Source organism: Photorhabdus noenieputensis (genome assembly GCF_018448935.1).
Lineage (GTDB): Bacteria > Pseudomonadota > Gammaproteobacteria > Enterobacterales > Enterobacteriaceae > Photorhabdus > Photorhabdus noenieputensis.
In genome coordinates, this window is the sequence record NZ_RCWC01000007.1 from 77316 (window position 1) to 98692 (window position 21377).

The following is a 21377-nucleotide window of genomic DNA, read 5'->3' on the forward strand; positions in this document are numbered from 1 at the left end:
ATTAACTTAAAAAAAACAAATAAATAAATAGATATCAGCTTGCAACTATTTCTGCTGGTACCCATTTTATTATCTGGAGGCAATAAATATGTTCTCTCGTCGTGATATCTTGAAAGCATCCGCAATTGGTGCCGCCGCCGCTAGCATGGGCGGTATAGTTAAAGCGGCTGTTGCCGATGAACAGTACGATATAGTCACTGCTGGCAAAAATAAACCGCCAATAAATGCTAAAAGTTTGTATAAATATAAATTTACCGATAGCAAAAAACGGGTATTGGAAAATGGATGGGCACGGGAAGCCACGGTGGAACAATTCCCGATATCTACAGGAATTGCCGGTGTTGATATGTTACTTGAACCGGGTGGTGTACGTGAACTTCATTGGCATGCTATTGCTGCTGAATGGGCATATATGCTTGAAGGTCATGCACGTATTACCATTATTGATCCGGAGGGTAACAGTGAAGTAGCTGATTTTGGTCCCGGCGATGTATGGTATTTTCCCAAAGGTCATGGTCATTCCATTCAGGCACTTGAAGATGGCGCGCATTTTATTCTGACTTTTGATGACGGGCATTTCTCAGAATTTGGTACTTTCAGCATCACTGATTGGATAACGCATATGCCGAAAGAGGTGCTTGAGAAAAGTGTCAACATGCCGGCATCCGTTTTTTCTAACATTAAACAGGGTGAAGCTTACATTGTTGGCGGTGCTATACCGCCAAAACTTCCCCTACCTGCTGACGATGGAGGATTGAACGATGCCCCACTTACCCACCGTTATCAGCTCTTGAAAAATAAACCTTTCTTTGAGAATGACGCAGGGAGTATTTATCGGGCATCATCGAAGGAATTTCCTATTTCTACAACGATCACTGGTCTCATAGAAACTGTCAAACCTGGTGCAATACGTGAATTACATTGGCACCCTAACGCTAACGAGTGGCAATACTACATTTCAGGTAAAGGACGCATGACCGTGTTTAGTTCTCATGGACACGCACAAACCGCAAAATATGGGCCAACCGACGTCGGTTATGTTCCGCAGGGATTTGGTCACTATATCGAAAATATTGGCGATGATGATCTTAAGGTGCTGGTTGTGCTGGATAACGGTATCTACCAAGATATCTCACTCTCTGATTGGTTAGCCAAAACTCCGTCTTATCTGCTCGCAGATAACTTCAACAATAAACCCTCCGATTGGGCGGATCGTCCTAAGGATAAATTAGTTATATCGCGCCGTAGGACTTGAGATATTACACCGTGGTGTATTGAATCTATATGACCTTGTATATCAAAAATAGCCTCGTTTATACGAGGCTTTATTAATAAAAAAACGCTCAATGAAAATCATTTATTAGGTGAGTTTTTTATCAACAAGGATCGAAAATTGCCTATTTTCTGCCATACGCAATGATTATTTTACATTTACATAACCTGACGAGACTATATTAAAAATATTTTGTTAACATAAAGTTATCCTATTCTTCAAGTCCGTATTGCTACAATTTGTTTTTAGTGTCCTCTGTTTTTTATTTAACTCATTTTATTATTTGTTTAATGAACATTAACCCAATGATTTAAATGAAAAAAACCAAACGATAAATGGCAAAATAAAAGCTTGCTAATAATTCTTGCGTAAGTTAATTTTACATTGAAATTAACGATTAAAAAGCCAGGTAAAACCCTATATTTAAAGTTGAAATTTATATTATCAGCGACAAATTGCGGAGTTTTCTGCCAGAAATTTCATAGTTCAACATAATGGAGAAATATAATGGTTATACAATTAACACCTGATGATAGAAGTGGATATCCACCCGTTGAAAAACAAATAGCAGGAGATATAGTACGTGTACTAAACTTTAGGCAAACAGATGAGGGTCATACAGCATCATATGGAATTGAATATCGAGCTAAGAAAATAATATTAGCGTACGCTTTAGCTGTAAGTGGTATTCATAATGTATCTCAACTTCCTGATGACTATTATAAGAATAAAGATACTGCTGAGAGAATTTATCAAGAATATATGTCTAATCTTTCATCTTCACTATTAGATGAAGATGGTGATCAAATTTCTAAAGATATGGCAAATGGTTTTTGCAAGAATGAATTGGATTTTGAAGGTGAATATCCTGAAAATATTTGGAATATTCCTGGTCTTGAAAACAAACCATTAAATGATTATTCAGATGATGATAAATTATTAGCACTATATTTTTTCGCTGCACAAGAAATCCCATTGGAGGAAAATCAACAATCAAATGTCGCAAGATTTTTTAAATTAATTGATTTCTTATTCATATTATCTGCTGTAACATCACTAGGAAAGATGATTTTTTCAAAGAAATTTTACAATGGATTAGAGTCTAAATCATTAGAGAATTATATTGAGAGAAAAAAACTTTCTAAACCTTTCTTTCGACCACCACAGAAGTTACCTGATGGCAGAATAGGTTATTTGGCTGGCCCAACTGAACCACCTAAATGGAGAGTGAGTTTTCAAGAACTTAAAAAGAACAAATCCAGGAATGGATTTTCTAATATGGACGGTGCTGCGAAACAAAAGTATAGTTCATTTATAAAAGAGGTGCAAAAGGGTAACGATCCACTTACAGCAGCAAAAAGTATTGGTACAGCAAGCGGTAGTAACTTGGAAAAACTGCCAAATAATTTATTTAGTGTGAGGCTAAGCCAAAAAGACAGGGTAACTTTCACTCAAAATAATACTGACAATACAATCACGATTCATAGTGTTGGAACTCATTATAAAAATATATGATGTATGATCTCTCGCTTTGATTGACAGAGCATTTTTAAGCTTTCATTTTCTCAACGGGAGTTTCATAAGGCGTTTTACTTTTCAAGCCACTGTGTGGTCTGTGATAATTGTAAAACGCCTTCCTTTAGCCAATACACTTTACTGCCAAAAAGATATTACTGGAAGAAACCGACTCTCCCTGTCAATAACGTTAGATGGTTATAATTTTTGATGTTATTTTTGATTTCCGTAACAAAACGCATAATATATATGACAGGATAAAAGCCAGCAAAGAATAGGTTATTATGTAAACATATATATTTATGTAATTAAATTTTTTAAAAAATAAATCATGGATAAATTCATTATGTATTTCAATAACGAAAATATTGTGAACAAGATATATGCCTAATATATTCTTGCTAATGTCATCTATTAAGGATGGTATTTCTTTGATATTTAAATTAACCAAGAATAAAAATAGGCACACCGAAGAAACTTGAAGGAATACATTATAAAACTTCCCATAAAAAAAGGCCATCCCCGTTCTGGATGAAATGATTGATAAAGATATCAATGAAATAACAAAAAGTACCAGAAGCATTATGTGTTTATAGGAAAAAGTCTTTATTTGAGGTTTCGTTAGCCCTAAATATCCACCTATCAAGAAACTAATCAAACCCTCAACTTGGAACGGAAGCAAAATATTGAATGGGATTAGGGAAAAAGAGAATTTGTAATCTGTTAGTTCATTCAGCAATGTAAGATTAGAAATTATAAGCATTATGACAAGTATCTTCATAATCCCCTTTGCATTTGTTTCGTTAAATGTGTTCCGCATTAGCGGTGTTAATATATAGAGAGAGACAATTGCAAATATAAACCATAAATGGGTAGCATCTGATGTGGTTCTACTGACATTAACATAGTTTAAAAAATTAACAGTAGGCACGGTTGTAAATTTACTGATAAAACATGTGTCATACAAATAATAAAAGATAAGCCAAAACAACAATACAGTTAATATCCCTTTGGCTTTATTAATAACGTAATCCACCTGCTTTTCATGCTTGTTATTTAGTAAGAAATAGCCACTGCACATAAAAAACAGCGAGACCCCCAACTGACCGATCTGCCTAAAAAAATACAAAACCACGTCATTATCATCGCGCAACAAAAAAAATAAAGTAACGTGAGAAATTACAACGAAAAATATAGAAACGATCTTTAATAAATCTATGGTTAATATTCTCATTTTTTGTCTCTTAAATAGATAAAATGAAGTTTGAAATTTTGGGGGCAATCCTGGCCATACCTATTTTTGATGGATGCAAACCATCGGACACTGTGCCCAAGCTATTGCTGGTCATAATATCGATATTTCCTTCATTGAATCCAGATTGTTTTAACAAATCCAGATATGGGATGGAGTATTTTTCGCAAATTTCCCGACAAACGTTGCAATAGTCAGACAAGTAGTACCCTTTGGCGTTTTTACTATTCATACCTCTTTGTACTGATATTGGTGTTGTTATAATAAACCCTATTCTTGTTAATGGGTATTTTTTGGTAATTCCAGTCATTAATAACTTCATTCCGCCAATAAATGTTAATGAGGTTTTGTCGTTATAATCACCTATTTCCACCCCGCCATAGGAGCCAAAGTCAAATCCAAAATCATTTACCCCTCCCCATATTGTAATAATATCTGGATTACTTCCCATTTTTTCATATCTCAAACAAATGGCTGAATTGTCATTTTTATCTTTTTGGGCGATGCATGTTCCCCCTATTCCATAGTTTTTCCATTCTTTTAGACCTAAGTTTTCAGTCACTATTGGTTGATACCACCCTCTTTCAGTTATACTGTCGCCGAGGGTAAACCAACACCCTCCCTTCAAATGCGATTGAATATAAGACATTTACTTTCATCCTTCTAAAAATAAAATGTAGACCGACTGGCTTTCAGTATCGAATGTTAGCTGGAACGGACGCAGGTGTTTCAGTAGAGTAGCGCCCGGGTATTCGGCGAGAGGCCGTTGTGAGAATTGTTGCCTGAATTTTTCAGACCATAGAGAATATCCAAACAATTCTGCGATTAGTTTACGTTGAGTGTAATATTCATGGTTGGCAACTGGGGTGGCATGACGGAAGTAGCGACTAATCACAAATGCATAATCGCTTTCCACGTCAGACAAAGCGAAACAGAAAAAAGCGTGTTTAACTTTGAAATAACCGATTTGCAGGACACAGTAAATTTGGGAATACAAACCCGGCTGGTTTGTAACAAGCTCCAGTTCACTTGCTGACAACGACAGAAATTCCAACTGTGAGCCTTCATCAAAATCAGGAAGCATATTCAGGGCAAATTGCTTCGCATCCGTTAAGACAGAGAGTCTTTTACTTTTATTGGTAGCTTGGTCTGTATGACGAGTCATCATCCTGATCCCATGCAAATCATGTCCGTATGAGGATCGCTGACCGGATAGTGAAAATGAATTTCGTCACTGCGGTTGGATCTCAAATAAAGTTGTCTCATATAAATAGTATGATATCAACCCCTTTTACGACCCTTTAATCGTACATATTCATAACAGAAATACGGATTGGCTATCATAAACAAATTATTAATCAGGTGCTAAAAAATACTGATAGTGATAATTAGGTTACTAAATAAAGTGGCTGATAAATTAGCTAAGGAGAAAAATGGATCTGGAACATAATATTGAATTACTGACCACTTGAGTTTAATAACAAAAATGCCGATCTTGAATATCGGCATTTTGCTGTAAAAGAGAAGATTAATTTAATGCTTTAACGTTTCAATTTTATCCCGGCTCAGGCCGGTACTAGTGACAATAATGTCCAGACTGACACCATGTCGTAATAATGCGCGAGCCGTTTCCACTTTACCTTCTTCTCGGCCTTCCGCTCGGCCTTCTATTCGACCTTCTATGCGACCTTCTGTTCGACCTTCTGTTCGACCTTCTGTTCGACCTTCTATTCGGCCTTGCTCGCGCCCTTTTTGTTCAAGCTCTTCTGCAATAGTCATCAGCATAGTTTCATGCTCCGGAGATTGTTCAATCAGTTGATGGACAAATTGTGAGAGATCCAGCGTATGTCCATTCAGTAAAATATAGCTTAACACCACATTGCGCTGCTCAGTTGTATTATACCCCGCATTCAAAAGTTTCACCAATTGGGGGACCCATTCCAGCATATCCCGGCAGCGTATGTGTTTTTGCACCAGTTCCATCAGGGCAACCCCTTTATGTGTCAGGATTTCTTCATCACTGAGTACACTGACGTCCACCAACGGAAACGCCTGGTGGTATAAGCGAGCCGCCTGTTCGGGGAACGTAAAACAATCCAGCCACCGGTTTGAGTAAGGATACGGTCGAACCTCACCATGATAAAACAGCAGAGGCGCTACCAAAGGGAGTTCAGTATGGCCTTTTTTCAGGTGAGCCGACATAGCTGACATGGAATAATACATCAGCCGCCAGGCCATCAACGGGTCAGGAGTGGACTGATGTTCAATCAGACAATAGATATAGCCTTGTCCCCGAGCCGTTTCAACCGAGTACAGCACATCACTGTGCAGTTGACGTAAATTCAGGTCCACAAAACTGCCGGGTTCCAGTTTCAATGTGGCTAAGTCACACAACGACTGGACCTCTTCGGGCAGATAAAGGGATAAAAACTCCCTAGCCGTTTCAGGCTGCGTTAAAAAATATTTGAATAATACATCATGGTGAGGCCGTTTTTCTTTCTTTGCCACAATTTGTTTTCTCTGTTTTATCAGTTAGTCATCGCCATGCATTACCAAAATTATAATATCCGCAACCAATGTACAACATATTATCTACTTCTCAGAGCCTTTTTTTCGGTGATTATTCATTACCATGAACAGTGTTATCGCTTTTTGGCTATTGTTAACCATATCCACCACATTTATTCTCTTAAATACCAACCGTTATCTCGTTTTTGTAAAGAACTACGTTTAATTGTGCACAGAATGGGATAACCATATATTTAAAATGAGAGGATAAAATGCCAGATTCCAGAGTAGAGCGTAATAAAGTTGCTTTTCGTTTGTTAATTGAAGATGTAATGCCAAATGGTCGTGTTGATGTCATTCGTGAGCTGGTTTCAAAAGAATGTGTTACCGAACGTGCTGGTTTTGCAAATCTGTATATTTAATGGTATACCAAAGGAACATTTTGAGCTCTTTCTTAAGGAATGTGAGTGGAGATTTAACACTCCGGGTATAAAAGACCAATTACATGTTCTAAAACAAATAGTTAAAGGAAAAATATAATCGTTACCTAGGACAGCCCCTAAATTATTTATTTCTCCTCCACTACCGGGAAAATCGTTCCTCTCACTTTCGCCAGAAAAAAAGAGGAAACCATAGAAATTATTGACAGCCAGTTCTCGGCCAATGAAGCTGATGGAGATTATTAATCTTATGCTCGCCGGATTAGGTATTTCCCAACATCTGAGGGCTTTCGTTCAACCGCATCTGGATTCTGGAAAACTCGTACATATACGGAAAGACTGGCACCAGCCACCTCTGCCTTTCTATGTCGTTTACCGACAGAATACTCATCAAAATACTAGACTTAACGTCTTTATTAACTGGCTGATTGAACGTTTTGGGCAATCCCAAACTTTTATGTCAAGTCATGTGAGTCTTTAATGCAAAAAAAACATTATATTGGGTTTGTTTGAAAAGAAATTTACCAAGATAAATGCTGTTACTTTCTTGACTCTTTCTATCAAGGTAAATGACAGAATGCACTTCTCGTGATAGATTGCGGGGATATTAATGTTTTTCACTGGTACTTACACCACTATGACAATGATGACACCAATACAAATAGGCGTTTTCACCGGTTATACGGTCGAAAGTACTGAGTCATCGTTGTATAAACTTTTTGCCATTACCTGCCCTCCACCTCCCGGATCTGCACTCTTCAGAGATTAATTTCTCTTTTGATGGATAGATGGATATAAGCCAGTTTCTTCGTTGTAGCGTTGTGCTGTCTACTTGTGTCCGTAATTTGCAGTTTTAGGAATCTTGGAGCACATTCATGCTTTTCAGTAAAACCATGCTCGCGTCACATGGCGCAACATCCGGCTTCGTCCTGCTCTGGGGCTGCGCCGCCATTTTCACTCGCTGGGGGCTAGATAACGCCTCCCCTTATGCCCTGCTTGTTTTTCGCTTTGCCATTGCACTAGGGGCATTACTTCTGATCGGCTGTTTTCGCCGCAGATGGTTACCGGCGCGGGGAACGCGCTATCAGGTTGCCCTGACGGGCATTATGTTGATCGGCGGTTATTCAATCTGTTATTTCCAATCGATGGCACATGGCATTACCCCAGGACTCATTGCAACTATAATGGGCATCCAACCTATTCTGACGCTCTGTATTGTTGAACGACGCTTGCAGGGTATACGTTTTCTGGGCTTGGTTATCGCGCTTTCAGGTTTGGTATTACTGGTATGGCGCAGCCTTTCCACATCGCATATGGCCGTATCGGGAATCCTTTTTGCTTTAGCAGCGCTACTATTTATGACTTTCGGAGCCATCTTGCAGAAAAAAAATCATCAGGCACCGGCTGACGTTCTTCCTTTGCAATACGGTATCAGTCTGCTTTTATGCCTTATGATGACCCCATTCGGGAAATTTCAAGTAACCCTGAATTTAGGTTTTTTGGTCTCGGTACTCTTCCTTGGCTTACTTATTTCTGTAGTGGCCCAGCTTCTACTTTATAGGCTATTAAGTGTTAGCAGCGTTGTTAACGTCACGAGCCTGTTTTATCTGGTTCCGGTGATTACAACCGTACTGGACTACTTTCTGCTTGGGAATAAGTTGCCCCTGTCAGGCATATTTGGAATGGCAGCAATATTGGTGGGGATAATGATGGTTTTCCGCTCTCCCAAGGTTAAAGCTCTATAAAGGCAATTATGTACAATCCCCGTCGTTAAACTTGGCGGGGATAATCTGTAAATAAAGTAAATCCGCCTCAATTGATATAAAATTAGCCCGATGTATTTGGCATGGGAATTGAGTTTCTGAATGATGTTGCTTTGGGGAAATTATCTTTAACAAAACTTGCGGAATTCTCCCTCCTGAATACGAATTGTGAGTAAAGCGAGCGTTTAGCATTAGGAGGGAGATGGATAGCAAACCAGTGATCGTCCAGCCAACAGCACGGTGAACCTAGTTGGAACTTGAACAACCAGACATTTTGTCGGAATTGCAGCCTTCATAAAGTAGGGAAACCACATCGCCGTTATTCCATCTGCCAACAAAGTCCATTGCTACGATTCCGAGAGTTGGTTTATCGTGGCCCGGGTGTTCAGGTTGGTAAGTATGAATAAGCCAATCTTTAAGGTTTTTGTACATATAAAAAGCATAATCGAGAGTGAAATCAGGGCCACTATATGCACTCGTGTTAGTCAGATATAGAGTATCCTCGCTATCTTTTAATGCCTTTTCGAGATGATTAACGACAAGATGATATTTCTCTTTCTTCCCAGGGTTATCATAGTGATCCTCAATATCCATTGATGTCCAGGCGATTCCAGGCAACCCTTTATTCCTTGAAATGATAACAATCTTTCCTCTGACATCACCAAGCTTTGGAATTTGGCGATCGTCATGAAAGAGCGGAGAGTATTTGTCCTTGTAGTGCTTGAAAATAGCGTTGAATAGTTCGTCTGGTTCCTTTGATTGCTCTTGTTTGATACTCATCAAAATCGTTTCTGATGGATTAGCTTTAAGAAAATTCTGACAGTCATTGACTACCTTATCGAATACGATGTATTCATCGATGATCCCGTGATGCATGTCAAAAATCCACCTGTCCTCATAGCCATCAATGATAAATCCCCTATCATTGGTTTCTGCATGACATCGGATATCTAAATAGCGAATTCCTAGCTGCAATTGGTCCGCTATTGACAAATTCTGGCATTGAACAAATCCCAATATGTTCCTGTGGGCGCAACTTTCATGTGTTCCCGGAATAGTGATATGGCTCAAAAGTCGATTATCATCATGCAAATGCCCCATCCAAGCATTAGGAGTCCATATTGATAGTGAGTCGGTTTGATGATCAACTTTTGATTTTTCATCGATATTATTACTGTTGTTATTCATATTTATTTCCCACCATATTAATTTAAGTTATCTAAGAGGTATTTAACGTATGACATAAAGCGACATTATTACTCTCAAGTATATACCCGTTATCTTTCAAGTTGCCTCTTTGTTGGCTGCACTCACCTTGGTCACATAGTTCGCTATGCTCCCGGGGATTCGCTCCCTTGCCGCCGCGATGCATCTTGAAATCCATAGGATATAGCTATTATTTTGAAGAAACTAGAAGTGCACCAATAATAGGAAGTTAAAGAAGATAATGATTGAGAAATTATAGCGATTATATACATAATGAAATGAGTATTCTATGAAAATTTAATCAATATTTTATTATAATAGGAGATTAATCATTTCATCTTCATCGTCAGAATTATCTGAATGTGAATAGTTTGCTATGAGCATGGATTTTTATTTTTTTAATATAACCAGTTAGTGAGTTGGTTATGAATCTTAGTATTAGCAGAGGAAGAAAATAAATCTGCGACATAATACTGAATTTAATAATGAAAATCTTTACTTTTTTTGATGAAAATTACCATATTGTTTTATCAATTGCTTATTTTAATGGGAAACTTTTGGCATTATTTATCAGGAGATTCACCTATTATATTAATATGAAGTTGGTGCAAAGATTATTTGCATAATTTACACTTCAAATGCGTCAGATTTTATTTATTATTAACTAGGAGTAGAGTATGAAAAAATTGATATCTATGTTGTTTATTTTCATTGGTATGATTAGTGCCCCTGCATTCTCGGCAGAAACGAATAGTGGCATTGTTAAAGTCGCAGAAATTAAAGCTGATTGGGATAATCCTGCACATTATTTTTATACATTTAGTGGAAGCTTGGCCAGTAACTGTGGAAAACCAGGTTATATTTGGTCAGGATCAAGCGCTGAAAATATTAATAGGCTATTAAGCCAAGCTTATGCACAGGGTTTAAGTATTAAAGTTGGCATAGAAAACGTAAGTTGTAATATAACTACGGTTTACGTTATTAAACAATAGTAATTATTTGTTATGTTATTATATTGCTATCAACGGGATAAAAAGATAGATAAACATTGATTTACCTAACTTTATAATAAAATCCTCTACTTCACCGTAGAGGATTTTTTAGATTAATTAAAATAACATTTTCTTTGTAAAATTATCTCGCCGTAACATCTATTTATTCACAATATATTTCAGTGACAAAACTTGGTGCATTCTCAATGGTATCATGAACCGGGCAGGTTCTATTAATAAAATCGACAAAGGCATGAATTTCTTCTTCACTATTATCCGCTTTAATATGAAATTTTGTCACTATTTTGGAGAAACCTAATTTCGCTTGTTTATTTCTACCAGTGAAACCATCAGTATCAAGCTCACCTTCCAGATCAACGTGAATATCAATTAAGTTAATTTTGTGCAATTTAGCAAAAGCCTTTGCTACGATACATTTGCAGGCCCCGAGAGAACAGAGTAAAGCTTCAACGGGATTCATCCCCTGATCAGTACCACCTAAATTACGCGGTTCATCCAAATAAAAGGAGAAATCTCTTGATGTACATTCAACTTTCAATCCAGCTACAGATTTTACTGTGGCAGTAAATAATTCTTTCGCCATGATCCAACTCCTTATAATTAATGTTAGTTTTTCACAGGGGAAAACAGAGATAGTTATTATAACTTTTAAATTTTCTCCATTTTGTTTTTAAAGTGCTTATCTTTTAATTGTACTTTCTCGACTTGTTCCTTATATGGTCTGGTTAAGACTTTCAGCCCATTTCAACACTGCCTAGTGATCAACCGTTTGATTATTCGCTAATCAGGATAAAATTCAAGGGACAGTATCTGGGACATACCCCAAATGCATACGTCGGGAAACACGTCTAACCCGGTTTCGTTCATTGCTGAGGCAACAGCTTTAGACCAAACAACATCAACCCAGTCTGAATCATTTAACTTTGTCTTTAAGCTAGGAGATTCTTTTAAACCATAAAGAATCTCTTTTCTTTGCGCTTTAATGGTCCTTTCCCAACTTGTTCCTCTATGACTTGGCTGGTATTTCCATTTTAATAAGTGAGCAATTAATACTGCCATGCGGCTAGCCAACTCACGCTGTTCACTCTTGCCCACGTCTTCGATCTCCTCAGCAATATTGGCTATATCAATCTCAGAGAATTTACCGGCACGTAATAACGCTGCCTGTTCATTTGCCCAAGCGACCACATCAGTTTCGTAACGGGTATGATTCATAATTGCCTCCGCTAATAGGTCTATTATGCAGCAGTCTGTCAGAGAATACTCTTTAGGTCAAAAAAGAACTTATTTGGGTCAAAAATAATCTATCTTCGATAATCCTGTATTCACCCTACTTTCGGCAATATTCCACTGACTATGCCAATTTGGATTGCTATTACTGCAATACCGCAGGCAAATACCAGTAATAGTATAGGTTTACCACCAGGTACCCGGTATCGACGTTCATTTTGCTGACGGGATTTATATGCCAGGAGGCTAGGCAGCAATAACGCCAAAATTGACAGCGCGACCGCAGCATACCCCAACGCCATCACAAAACCTTTTGGGTAAAATAGTGCGAAAATCAAGGGTGGAACGAAAGTCAGCAAACCGGTTTGCATACGCCCGGTTACGTTATCTTTGCGTTTAAATAGATCACCCAGAAAATCAAACAGGCCAAGTGCGACACCGAGGAATGAGGTTGCGAGCGCTAGATTAGCAAACATTTGTACTGCAAGTTCAGTTTTCGGTGAAGCAACAACTTCACGAATGCTGTGTAATAAGCCATTCAGCCCTGCGTTTTCAGCTAAGATATCAACAAACGTGTTGGAATTGATACTGCCTAATGTCGCCAATTGCCAGAAAATATAAGTAATTAGCGGAATTGCGCTGCCGATAATAAACACCCAACGGAGCCGACGTACATCGCCATTCATATATTTCACAATACTGGGAACACTGCCGTGAAAACCAAACGATGTAAATATCACAGGGATTGAAGATAATATTAACCCTTGTTCTAATGGTAATGTCAGTAGGTTAACATGCTGAACATGCGGCATCATCAGCCCCAACATCAATACCAAGAAAATAATTTTTGCACTGAAAATAACCCGGTTAACCATATCTACTGAACTGGTGCCAATACAAACGATTCCTCCGGCAATTACCGTAAACAGAATAACGCCTATGGAAGCAGGCAGGGATAAATTAAGCCATTTATTGAGGCTGACTGTCAGTAATTCCCCGGCACCACTAATATATGCTGATGTTAACGCATACATCAGAAACATCATGCTGAAACCCGTTAATATTTTGCCGCCGCTGCCAAGATAACGTTGAGCAAGTGTCCCTAATCCTGTATCAGGAGACTCATATTGATAAGCTTCAACCAGCAGTAACGCGGTGTAACTCATCAAAACCCACAAGCCAACCAACATGATCAAACTTACACCAAATCCTACACCTGCGGTGGCTAATGGCATGGCTAACATACCAGCACCGATGGTCGTTCCGGCGATAATAAAAGTACTGCCAAAAGTACGGTTCTTCACGTTTTTTTCCCTTCGAATCAACCACAAATATTTAATAGTAGAAAATCAAGCCACTTTCTTTTTTTCTTCTTCATCAACAATCTGAGTCAGTTTGTGAATAAAAATTTTCTGGAGCCTTTCCCAATACTCGCCAAAATCGTCAGCATTACGTAAACAATGAGTCATCACAGCAGCACGCAAAACATATAAACTGTGGACTTTCTGCCACTCTTCTTGGTCAAAACCGCAACTTTCAACGTAATGCCAAGGCGTATCACCATACTCTCCATAACCAAGGGAGGTGGAAGAAGTCAAAAAATCATTGGTGTAACTACGTCCAGAGGCATATGAACAAAGCTCGTACATCCGTTTATTAAGACGGTTGTGATGCCTTAAGTCGTTATTTCCTTGCTCTTTAAAAGTAAAATTGACCATATGGAAATCAGGGGTCGGCATGGTATGAATTTCAAACCGGCGTTTACCGACAACCAATGGTTCGGTGGTTAAAAGTTTTTTAATCATCCAGTTAGCCGTCACAATACCGGCAGCAATCACTTTTCCGTAGCCGCTGATATTAAGTGGAACCAATCGGTGCGCGGCCCAAATTGCGGCAGCGATAGCTCCGGCTTTAGATCCCTCCATAATAGAGGCACCGAGTACGACATGTCGGTCAACAGCTTGCTCTGATTGAGTATCAACATCTTCAAAAACATAAGCCGCACGATAGGAAATGAGGTCAACAATACGCTTATCTTTCATACATACCGCACCAGCGGCATATTGAATAAATCCAACTTTGTGAGGATCTACGGTGATTGAATCAGCCTGACACATAGCCCGGAAACTTTGGTAAATTTCAGGTTTAGGCCAAATAATATCTTCGGGAATAATCGCCAATTCATGATAACGACGGATAAGTTCATCATATTCCATAAACTCTCCCCGTTCGTTGAGGAACATCGCACTGGCATAACCTGCATAAGCAGCATCAATATGCACATAAAATGAAACGCCATAACGCTCTTCACACTCTTTGCGCAACGCAATAACTTCATCAACTCGGTCAATGGCACCCACTTCTGTAGTTCCAACTACGGTTACCATAGCCAGAATAGGCTCCCCCTGTTCTATCAAACCGAATGTAATTTCACGCATTTTTTCAACATCGGTACGATAATTCGCATCGACCGGCAATGGCACGATATGCTGTTGACCAATTCCTAGAATATCCATTGCTTTCATCCATGAATAATGTTTCGATTGTGGAACCAAGACCTTGCCAAACATCCCCTGTTTTATCCCAGTGCCACGGCAAGAAAGCTCACGAACTTCTTCGAAAATGCCACGTTTTTTTAATTCATCCGTCAAATCCAGAATATCTGATGGCGACATATTCAACAGTTGTTGTTCTGATTTATTTGCGACCAGATCACTGGATTGCGGATGTTGTGCAATGGCAAGAGGCATGGTTTTTAAATTACGCGCAACCCATAGACCTTCATAATTGGCGACGGTTCCTCCTGATGTAATATGTCCCCAGGCTCGGCGCGGGTCATAACCAAACATCCGGCATAGATCCAGCCCTGCTTCAATTTCTAGCTCCGTTGTTGTCGGTGATGACTCATGGGCGCAATTGTTTGGGTTGTACATCATTGCCATGACATAAGCGAGATTGGAAACCATCAGAGTATCGGCATTCATATGTCCCATATAGCGAGGAGAAAACCAGGGAATAGAGGTGTTTTTTAGTTTGGCGGATAGCTGGTTTAGAATACCCTCTGTCCGATAAAGCGTTTCTCTATAATCAGGTGCATAACGATCAACCGAAGTGACTAAAGCAGGATCTTCTGGGTGAAAATCAGAGCGCCAGTGCATGTGCTCACTTACGGCATATTCCATCATTTCTCTAAAAAAAACCGTATTTTCTGATTTAGGGCCTAAAAACAACGCATCAATGTTTAAGTGCGAAGTGAACTGCTTGGTCATAATCATATACCCTTTCAACTAACAAAAACGGCTGTCAGCAACAGAGAGATTCTGCAATTCTTTATTTGTTAATGAAATCACTATCATTCTCTGATGGGTAGACAGAAAATTATATGTCACCTAACTTACTAATAGCTGTTTATACCTCATCATTCTAGACATTTAGAAAAATCTATCAGGTGGAATAGATTAGTCATTAACATATCTATAAACGATCATTTGTTAATAGATATAGACTATATTTGTTAAAATATTAACAATGACATTAAATATAAATTCTGATTTTGTGCGCGAGGACAAAGAATGAATAAAAACCAATCAAAAAATGGAGATTTATTTGTTATTAACCTTATTGATTATAATGATTTATTTTAACGTGAAGAGGTTAGTCGATAGGTAGATATAGAATGCAGGGCTACAAGTTAAAATAGCCCTGATTTAAGCAGAAGTACTATTAAGATGATACATTTACTAGCATAACCTTGCCGATAACATCACCGGCTTCCATCATTCGATGTGCATCGGCAGCATCTTTTAGATCAAAAACTTTACAGATTAATGGACTGACTTTTCCTGATTTCAATAATGGCCAGACATGTTTTTCCAATTCCCTGGCTATTTCCGCTTTTTCCTCTACACTGCGAGAACGTAATGTAGAACCCGTATGAGTCAGACGTTTTAGCATTAAGGGCATCAGATTAAGATTTTCAGGGTTTCCTTTCATCATACCAATCTGAATAATTCTCCCGAATTTAGCCGCAACCTTATAGTTTTTATTGACATAATCACCACCGATTAAATCAACAACCATATCAACACCATGATTACCCGTGATTTTCAATACTCGATCAACAAAATCTTCCTTATGGTAATTAATAACAAAGTCAGCACCTAAACTGTGTGCAACTTTAGCTTTCTCATCAGAGCCGACGGTAGTAATAACTTTGGCACCAAAGGCTTTTGCTAACATAATAGTGACACTGCCTATCCCAGAAGTGCCACCATGAATCAGCAAATTTTCTCCTTGTTTCAGCTTGCCAGTCTGAAAAACATTAGCCCAGACGGTAAAAAAGTTTTCTGGCAATGCGGCGGCCTGAACAAAATCCAAACCATAGATGGGTAAAGCAACGGAGTCATGTACCAGACAATATTCGGCATAACCGCCGCCGGCAACAAGGGCACAAACTTTATCGCCAAGATTCCAGCGTTCACAACCTTCACCTTTGGCAACCACCTCTCCTGCAATCTCCAAACCCGGTAATGGCGATGCATCAGGTGGTGGTGGATAAGAACCCATTCTCTGAAATATATCAGGCCGATTAACACCTGCCGCAGCCACTTTTACCAACAAGTAGCCTTTTCCTGGCCGCGGCAGCGGAACCTGAACCAGATGCAATTTCTCCGGGCCTCCGGGCTTAATGATGCTGATAGCTAACATATATTGGGGCAATGAATTAATTTGGCTGTGCATATATACCTCTTATTTCTTTTGACGATCCTTTTTATTGGGTTACGTTTAATATGATAAGTGAGATTTAAACAGGTTTTTCCATCTTACTAGATAACTTGGCCGTTTTAAGGATCAGTTGTAACTTTGCCCAAGTCAACTAACACTCACCATTTTTGCGATTGAACCATCGGTAGATAATCTTGGTAAATGTCAACCTCCGGTATCCACATCTACTTCGATTTTTCTTTCAATAGAAAATAAAATTCAAAAGTAGTCAATAAAATTATCGCTAGTTATAGTAAGATAATAATATTTAACTAGCATAATCTAGTTAAATTATCATCAAAATGGGGTGGAATTAAAGTAAATCAATGCTACTAGACAGACGTTACAATCTGCTAATATCAAGTGGTACAGAATAGACAATGCAGGCCAGGAAGAGGAATATTTCCATATGTTTATGAGCGGAGTGAAAATTGTTTCAACTTCTCCAGTAATGTACCGCGTTGAATACCATTGCACGAATATATAATCATTCAAGGAAAACCGTCCTGAGTTAGAAGAATTGAACCGCATCACCGACTAGTATGACTTTTTAAAAAGAGATTGGTGAAAAAGCTTTCCTTCCTGTAAGCTAATTTTTCGAAATTGCAAAATACCATTGAGGTGCTAATGGAGACATCAGCAAAACAGCCCAATGACCGGACAGTAAAACCGAAAAGCGGATTTGAGCAGTCTGAACTGGTCAAAGCACGCATCATCAATCTTGCTGATCATTTTATTAATGTGCTTAAAAACAAAGACTCAGAAAGTATTTCTCTGTTGTTAACTCTTCCTGATGATGAATTTTGGACAGAAGTCAAAGGTCGAGCTAACTATATTGAAATAGTGGAAAATATCACACCAGAAAAGAAGGAATACGAGGAATTTATCGAGACTAGAAACGCTTTTCTTGCCCATCTTGGGGAATATGGTGGTGTTTATAAGTCCAGTAAGGTTGCTGATATATTAGGAGTGACCCGTCCGACAGTAAATAAGTATGGTGAAAATCATAAACTCATTGTATTAAATTGGGGAATAGAGAATTTATATCCTGTATTTCAGTTTTCGGTAAATAAAAAAACTAGTAATAAGGGATATTTAAAAGGTGTTCCAGAAATGCTGGCTAGTCTAGGTCCAGTCAGTGGCGTAAAAAAGTGCAGTTTTTTCCTCCGTAAAATCAAGACATTTAATCTTGGTATCGATCTGGCTGAATCCACGACGGTATTGGATATCCTCAGAAATGGCGCTTCCAATGATGAAATTGCTCAATTGGTAAAACTGGCAAAAATGTTCGGTTCTGTTGATTCTATGTAAGGAACTCCAACATGTAATTGAAAAACAGCCATTTTACCCTACTCGCCTTCGGAATATGCCAATTGCCTTAAAATGCGTATTCTCACAGTACTACCGTTTGTCCACCATCGACTAGCAGTGATACGCCGGTTATAAATGATGCGAGATCCGATCCTAACCATATGACCGCATTTCCTACCTCTTCCGGTTCTCCCAATCTTCGGAGAGGCATCCTCTCTCGTAATCCATCAAACATTTTCGCCACTTCCGGCGAGGAAAGAGGAAGCGCTGTATTGATCAATCCTGGGCATACTGCATTAACACGAATACCTGATGGACCAAAAGCATCAGCCAATGCGGCCACCATCATATTCACGCCAGCTTTACTAGTGGAATAGGCGGTTGTAAGTTGTCCTGTCCTAATAGACCCCATACTTGACGTTGCCACAATACTTCCGCGTTTGCCCAGTTTTATCATCTGCTTAGCAGCAGCTTGTGCACCAAATAAAACGCCATCAAGGTTGACTGTCAGCAGCTTGTGAAAATCATCTGCACTAATCTGTGGGCCATCGGTAGCTAATGCAATTCCTGCATTGCAAGCCATCAGATCAACACCGCCGAACGGAGTTGCAACATCGACCAATGCATCCATATTGCTCCGTGAGGTGACATCACACCGGTGGAATATGGCTTTTGTACCAAGCGAACTAAGGCGCTGGAGCACTGGCGTACCTCCTTCTCGGGGCTGATCAGTGATGTCACCGATAATTACGGTTGCTGCGCCATGATGCGCCGCAGCTAAAGCAATGCCTGCTCCGATGCCACTTGCGCCGCCAGTGACAATGACAACCTTACCTTCTAGCATACGGTCCATTTGATGTTCCTCATTAGTATCGCGTTATCACAGGCGCTATTTAAGATATTTATTGCGGTGACGTTATCAATAATTGCTTAGTGAAACACAGAATACTTATAGAGAGTTACTCCAGAAGTGCTCGTATAAGACATATACCCGTCATCTTTCAAGTTTGCATAATGCACCTCAAGTTAACGATTGATAGTATGAAAAACATACATACAATCGTTAACCAATGCAAATATAACCGACATTGGCTCCCGAAACCCTACGCCCTGTTGCTCAGAACGAAACCATATCTGCCGGATTAAGTGTGCTTATCACTCCCAGAATACTCTTAGCTAACGGAATGGCTACCGGAGAGAGATAGGAACCCAGAGGGATACTCGCGTGGTCAATGCAGGTAAGCATGGTAAAATCGTCGTTGCGTCTGGTAAGATCGTCGCTGATAGCTTTGCCAATGCGCACCGTCTGCGCCACTCCATGACCACTCCAGCCATGTACCATATACACGGGTACTCTGTCATTGCTCTTGCGGGCATCGATAGCACCGTTCAGGGTCAGATCGCTGATACCGCCCCAAGAATATTCTAGTTCAGCTTTTTCCAACTGCGGGAACACGGTTCTGATACGATTAAGCAGATAGTTGTTCACATCACGCGGTGACCAAGAATTGCCAGTACCCTGTCCACCGAACAGCAGGCGATTGTTGCGCACTGCACGATAGTAGTCTACCTGTAACTGTGTATCGTAGACCGGCAGATCTGACGGGATCAGTTCTTTGACATCCACTGGCAATGGAGGCGTTACCGCCACGTAGGAGAAAAAAGGCATCGTAGTGGAAGGGCCGGAAATAAACTCACCCGTGGAGATATGCACACCCAACACCACGGCTTTACTTGCCCTGATAGTCCCCCGCTCAGTTTCTACGACTGTGCCACCGGTATCCTGCCTGATGCCCTTCACTTTCGTGCTGTCATAGATTCGCCCACCCAGTCTGGCGAAGCCATAAACCAGGCCACGCAATAGTGCCAGAGGCTGGACTTGCCCACCGATACTGTCGATATTTGCTCCATGATAGATGCCCGAACGCACATACTCTTCTTGCAATTGGTGCGGCCCGATAACCTTCATCGCCGTATCTCCCATCTGGTGCCGGGCATCGGCATTAGCCACCAGTGGCCCCATGTGGCCTGCGTGTACCGCAACAGTGATATGACCATATTTGCGGTCACATTCGAAACTATAACGTTCACGGAGTTCATCCACGAGATTCATCGTTTCAACAGATGCAAAACGCCATAAGCGTTTAGCCTCATCGAATGAAAGTTTTTCCAGCATGGTCTTAGCTTCCCAGCGTGCGAGCCCAGGGGTTATTTGTCCCCCGTTACGGCCAGAAGCGCCTGAACCAATGTTATCCTTTTCAAGCAGAATCACGTCCACTCCCGCTTCAGCAAGATGCAATGCCGTGGAAGCCCCCAGCAACCCACCGCCGATAACCACAACCTCGCAGTTCTGGTCTCCAGGCAGGCTTCCAAAAGCTGACCAGTCAGCCAAAGAAGCTTCATAATAGTTGGCTGGCATGGTGTCGGCAGCAGCGTCTTTATGCCAGCTCCAGATGCGCGGGTCCAGCCCCAACCGGCTGGCTCGATGCTGCGCATCCTCCAACAGCGTTGGCCGGAGCTTATCAATATTGACGGCCGGAGCATCGGCCGCAGTTAAGGTTTGGGCGAGCAGGGATAAATTGGGAAGTACGGATGAAAGCACTCCCGCCCCCGCGAGCGTCGCGACGGTAGAGATAAAGTCTCTTCTATTCATTGTCATTTCAACACTCCTGTCATGATTTTGAAATCACTCGCAGGCCTAGTCTGGAGAGTTTCCCTACGAGTGAGCTCGGCTATCTGAGCTGTATTTATTGCTGCCAGAGCTACCTTTCAGACCGGCGAGAATTAGCAGGATAACAGTGCCGATAAACGGTATGAGATGCAGCAGTAACCACCAAGCGCTACAGTTGATGTCGTGCAGGCGGCGGGCATTCACTGCTAGCGCGGGCAAAAACGTGAGCAGCAGATAGGCAGCGCTGAACCACCCCATATAAACTTCAGGATTGGCAACGGCAAAGTAGCGTTCAAGGAAAGAGATAATAAATACAGCCAGGATCTGGAACAGGAAGAAATTCCAGAATTCCTTACGCCTGGCTCGTCCCTTGAAGCATGCATAGTTCTTTAATACATTTAAATACCAGTGCATTGTGATCCCCTCTTGTG

Annotated in this window: 21 protein-coding genes and 1 pseudogene; 9 read left to right on the forward strand and 13 right to left on the reverse strand. The window is 40.2% G+C overall.

What is annotated here, in order from left to right:
• Nucleotides 1–88: 88 nt before the first annotated feature.
• A complete protein-coding gene (locus EAE91_RS07435) occupies nt 89–1255 on the forward strand; it encodes a cupin domain-containing protein (RefSeq protein ID WP_214087921.1) in 1167 nt (388 codons plus the stop codon).
• Between the two features lie 525 nt (nt 1256–1780).
• Nucleotides 1781–2788 (forward strand): Txp40, insecticidal toxin (previously name A24tox), encoded by a 1008-nt coding sequence (locus EAE91_RS07440; RefSeq protein WP_214087922.1) that lies wholly within the window; start codon nt 1781–1783, stop codon nt 2786–2788.
• A gap of 190 nt (nt 2789–2978) precedes the next feature.
• Here the strand turns inward: EAE91_RS07440 and EAE91_RS07445 are convergent, their stop codons facing one another.
• The 4 genes from EAE91_RS07445 to EAE91_RS07460 form a co-directional block, all read right to left on the reverse strand.
• Nucleotides 2979–4022 carry an acyltransferase gene (locus EAE91_RS07445; protein ID WP_214087923.1) on the reverse strand — a complete coding sequence of 348 codons (1044 nt, stop codon included), beginning with the start codon at nt 4020–4022 and terminating at the stop codon, nt 2979–2981.
• A 10-nt stretch (nt 4023–4032) separates the two neighbouring features.
• Nucleotides 4033–4689 (reverse strand): SGNH/GDSL hydrolase family protein, encoded by a 657-nt coding sequence (locus tag EAE91_RS07450; RefSeq protein WP_214087924.1) that lies wholly within the window; start codon nt 4687–4689, stop codon nt 4033–4035.
• A gap of 6 nt (nt 4690–4695) precedes the next feature.
• On the reverse strand, nt 4696–5208 hold the full coding sequence (locus tag EAE91_RS07455; protein WP_214087925.1) for a DUF4158 domain-containing protein: 513 nt from the start codon (nt 5206–5208) through the stop codon (nt 4696–4698).
• Between the two features lie 365 nt (nt 5209–5573).
• Nucleotides 5574–6548, reverse strand: a complete 975-nt coding sequence (locus EAE91_RS07460) for an Rpn family recombination-promoting nuclease/putative transposase (protein ID WP_214087926.1) — start codon at nt 6546–6548, stop codon at nt 5574–5576.
• A gap of 272 nt (nt 6549–6820) precedes the next feature.
• Here EAE91_RS07460 and EAE91_RS07465 point away from each other — a divergent pair, with 272 nt between their 5' ends.
• The 4 genes and pseudogenes from EAE91_RS07465 (at nt 6821) to EAE91_RS07480 (ending at nt 8733) form a co-directional block, all read left to right on the forward strand.
• A complete protein-coding gene (locus tag EAE91_RS07465) occupies nt 6821–6970 on the forward strand; it encodes a hypothetical protein (protein ID WP_214087927.1) in 150 nt (49 codons plus the stop codon).
• A pseudogene (locus EAE91_RS07470) lies at nt 6966–7088 on the forward strand (IS1595 family transposase); the annotation flags it as partial. The gene EAE91_RS07465 and the pseudogene EAE91_RS07470, both read left to right, overlap by 5 nt.
• A 102-nt stretch (nt 7089–7190) precedes the next feature.
• A complete protein-coding gene (locus tag EAE91_RS07475) occupies nt 7191–7469 on the forward strand; it encodes a LysR substrate-binding domain-containing protein (RefSeq protein WP_214087928.1) in 279 nt (92 codons plus the stop codon).
• Nucleotides 7470–7863: 394 nt separating this feature from the next.
• On the forward strand, nt 7864–8733 hold the full coding sequence (locus EAE91_RS07480; RefSeq protein ID WP_214087929.1) for a DMT family transporter: 870 nt from the start codon (nt 7864–7866) through the stop codon (nt 8731–8733).
• Nucleotides 8734–8997: 264 nt separating this feature from the next.
• Here EAE91_RS07480 and EAE91_RS07485 read toward each other — a convergent pair whose 3' ends face one another.
• Nucleotides 8998–9939, reverse strand: coding sequence for a phosphatidylinositol-specific phospholipase C (locus tag EAE91_RS07485; RefSeq protein ID WP_214087930.1), 942 nt, complete (start codon nt 9937–9939; stop codon nt 8998–9000).
• Between the two features lie 695 nt (nt 9940–10634).
• Here EAE91_RS07485 and EAE91_RS07490 point away from each other — a divergent pair.
• The gene (locus EAE91_RS07490; RefSeq protein ID WP_214087931.1) at nt 10635–10949 is read left to right on the forward strand and encodes a hypothetical protein; all 315 of its coding nucleotides are present in this window, start codon (nt 10635–10637) and stop codon (nt 10947–10949) included.
• A 163-nt stretch (nt 10950–11112) separates the two neighbouring features.
• Here EAE91_RS07490 and EAE91_RS07495 read toward each other — a convergent pair whose 3' ends face one another.
• The 5 genes from EAE91_RS07495 to EAE91_RS07515 all read right to left on the reverse strand — a co-directional run bounded on the left by EAE91_RS07495 (nt 11113) and on the right by EAE91_RS07515 (nt 16940).
• Nucleotides 11113–11553, reverse strand: a complete 441-nt coding sequence (locus tag EAE91_RS07495; RefSeq protein ID WP_105399738.1) for an OsmC family protein — start codon at nt 11551–11553, stop codon at nt 11113–11115.
• Nucleotides 11554–11750: 197 nt separating this feature from the next.
• Entirely contained in the window at nt 11751–12185 is a 435-nt protein-coding gene (locus tag EAE91_RS07500; RefSeq protein ID WP_214087932.1) for a DUF29 domain-containing protein, read from the reverse strand.
• 110 nt (nt 12186–12295) lie between these two features.
• Entirely contained in the window at nt 12296–13504 is a 1209-nt protein-coding gene (gene tyrP, locus EAE91_RS07505; protein WP_214087933.1) for a tyrosine transporter TyrP, read from the reverse strand.
• 45 nt (nt 13505–13549) lie between these two features.
• Complete coding sequence (locus EAE91_RS07510) at nt 13550–15469, reverse strand: pyridoxal phosphate-dependent decarboxylase family protein (RefSeq protein ID WP_376744758.1); 1920 nt, start codon at nt 15467–15469, stop codon at nt 13550–13552.
• A gap of 454 nt (nt 15470–15923) precedes the next feature.
• On the reverse strand, nt 15924–16940 hold the full coding sequence (locus EAE91_RS07515; protein ID WP_214087935.1) for an NAD(P)H-quinone oxidoreductase: 1017 nt from the start codon (nt 16938–16940) through the stop codon (nt 15924–15926).
• A 346-nt stretch (nt 16941–17286) separates the two neighbouring features.
• On the opposite strand from EAE91_RS07515, the gene EAE91_RS07520 reads away from it, so the two are divergent.
• Together EAE91_RS07520 and EAE91_RS07525 are read left to right on the forward strand one after the other, a co-directional pair.
• Nucleotides 17287–17451: a type VI secretion system tube protein Hcp gene (locus EAE91_RS07520; RefSeq protein WP_214087997.1), complete on the forward strand. Its 165-nt coding sequence runs from the start codon at nt 17287–17289 to the stop codon at nt 17449–17451.
• A 140-nt stretch (nt 17452–17591) separates the two neighbouring features.
• Nucleotides 17592–18275, forward strand: a complete 684-nt coding sequence (locus EAE91_RS07525; protein ID WP_214087936.1) for a hypothetical protein — start codon at nt 17592–17594, stop codon at nt 18273–18275.
• 82 nt (nt 18276–18357) lie between these two features.
• Here the strand turns inward: EAE91_RS07525 and EAE91_RS07530 are convergent, their stop codons facing one another.
• The 3 genes from EAE91_RS07530 to EAE91_RS07540 form a co-directional block, all read right to left on the reverse strand.
• Nucleotides 18358–19128 carry a glucose 1-dehydrogenase gene (locus EAE91_RS07530; RefSeq protein ID WP_214087937.1) on the reverse strand — a complete coding sequence of 257 codons (771 nt, stop codon included), beginning with the start codon at nt 19126–19128 and terminating at the stop codon, nt 18358–18360.
• Nucleotides 19129–19392: 264 nt separating this feature from the next.
• The gene (locus tag EAE91_RS07535) at nt 19393–20877 is read right to left on the reverse strand and encodes an NAD(P)/FAD-dependent oxidoreductase (RefSeq protein WP_247983059.1); all 1485 of its coding nucleotides are present in this window, start codon (nt 20875–20877) and stop codon (nt 19393–19395) included.
• 114 nt (nt 20878–20991) lie between these two features.
• Nucleotides 20992–21360, reverse strand: a complete 369-nt coding sequence (locus EAE91_RS07540; protein WP_214087939.1) for a DUF805 domain-containing protein — start codon at nt 21358–21360, stop codon at nt 20992–20994.
• Nucleotides 21361–21377 lie beyond the last annotated feature (17 nt).

Excerpts from the sequence above, each read along its gene's own strand:
- EAE91_RS07445 (WP_214087923.1), bottom strand. The coding sequence starts at position 4,022 with ATGAGAATATTAACCATAGATTTATTAAAGATCGTTTCTATATTTTTC.
- EAE91_RS07440 (WP_214087922.1), top strand. The coding sequence starts at position 1,781 with ATGGTTATACAATTAACACCTGATGATAGAAGTGGATATCCACCCGTT.
- EAE91_RS07465 (WP_214087927.1), top strand. The coding sequence starts at position 6,821 with ATGCCAGATTCCAGAGTAGAGCGTAATAAAGTTGCTTTTCGTTTGTTA.
- EAE91_RS07455 (WP_214087925.1), bottom strand. The coding sequence starts at position 5,208 with ATGATGACTCGTCATACAGACCAAGCTACCAATAAAAGTAAAAGACTC.
- EAE91_RS07495 (WP_105399738.1), bottom strand. The coding sequence starts at position 11,553 with ATGGCGAAAGAATTATTTACTGCCACAGTAAAATCTGTAGCTGGATTG.
- EAE91_RS07450 (WP_214087924.1), bottom strand. The coding sequence starts at position 4,689 with ATGTCTTATATTCAATCGCATTTGAAGGGAGGGTGTTGGTTTACCCTC.
- EAE91_RS07530 (WP_214087937.1), bottom strand. The coding sequence starts at position 19,128 with ATGGACCGTATGCTAGAAGGTAAGGTTGTCATTGTCACTGGCGGCGCA.
- EAE91_RS07435 (WP_214087921.1), top strand. The coding sequence starts at position 89 with ATGTTCTCTCGTCGTGATATCTTGAAAGCATCCGCAATTGGTGCCGCC.
- EAE91_RS07510 (WP_376744758.1), bottom strand. The coding sequence starts at position 15,469 with ATGACCAAGCAGTTCACTTCGCACTTAAACATTGATGCGTTGTTTTTA.
- EAE91_RS07525 (WP_214087936.1), top strand. The coding sequence starts at position 17,592 with ATGGAGACATCAGCAAAACAGCCCAATGACCGGACAGTAAAACCGAAA.
- EAE91_RS07490 (WP_214087931.1), top strand. The coding sequence starts at position 10,635 with ATGAAAAAATTGATATCTATGTTGTTTATTTTCATTGGTATGATTAGT.
- EAE91_RS07500 (WP_214087932.1), bottom strand. The coding sequence starts at position 12,185 with ATGAATCATACCCGTTACGAAACTGATGTGGTCGCTTGGGCAAATGAA.
- EAE91_RS07515 (WP_214087935.1), bottom strand. The coding sequence starts at position 16,940 with ATGCACAGCCAAATTAATTCATTGCCCCAATATATGTTAGCTATCAGC.
- EAE91_RS07485 (WP_214087930.1), bottom strand. The coding sequence starts at position 9,939 with ATGAATAACAACAGTAATAATATCGATGAAAAATCAAAAGTTGATCAT.
- EAE91_RS07540 (WP_214087939.1), bottom strand. The coding sequence starts at position 21,360 with ATGCACTGGTATTTAAATGTATTAAAGAACTATGCATGCTTCAAGGGA.
- EAE91_RS07480 (WP_214087929.1), top strand. The coding sequence starts at position 7,864 with ATGCTTTTCAGTAAAACCATGCTCGCGTCACATGGCGCAACATCCGGC.